Source organism: Maribellus maritimus, from assembly GCF_022267315.1.
Taxonomy (GTDB): Bacteria; Bacteroidota; Bacteroidia; order Bacteroidales; family Prolixibacteraceae; genus Draconibacterium; species Draconibacterium maritimum.
The window spans coordinates 1-374 of record NZ_JAIKLE010000181.1 but is presented as its reverse complement, the minus strand read 5'-3'; the positions used below and the strand labels follow the sequence as shown (position 1 = coordinate 374).

At 37.4% G+C, this 374-nt stretch carries 1 protein-coding gene; it reads right to left on the bottom strand.

Going from position 1 to position 374, the window contains the following annotated elements; translation table 11 throughout:
* Window positions 1–374: relaxase/mobilization nuclease domain-containing protein (locus K5G00_RS29595; protein ID WP_238770270.1), on the bottom strand; the 374-nt coding region annotated here is incomplete at both ends.

The following is a 374-nucleotide window of genomic DNA, read 5'->3' as shown; positions in this document are numbered from 1 at the left end:
AAAATGCTCTTCGGATGTTGAGGCAAAACTTTTTCATGTGCATTGATTATTTGGTTCCTCAGTCTTTCTTCTTTCTGTTGTTGTATTTCTTTTGCAGTGGTGAATCCCCGCTCTTTGGCAATACTTTCAGCAATGTGCTGGGTCTTTTTACTAATATAGTTGTCTTTATATGCTTTACCGTTAAAATCAATCCGGTTAACAAAAATATGCAGGTGTTTGTGATCCCTGTCATTGTGCAAAAACGAAATATGCTGTTGTCCTTTCAGTTTCATCCGTTCCAGGAAATCGTTGGTTAGTTTTGCGAAATCAGCATTGGTAAGTTTTATCCCATCAGGAATCGTTGGGCTCAGAACAAAGGAAAATGAATTTCTTTC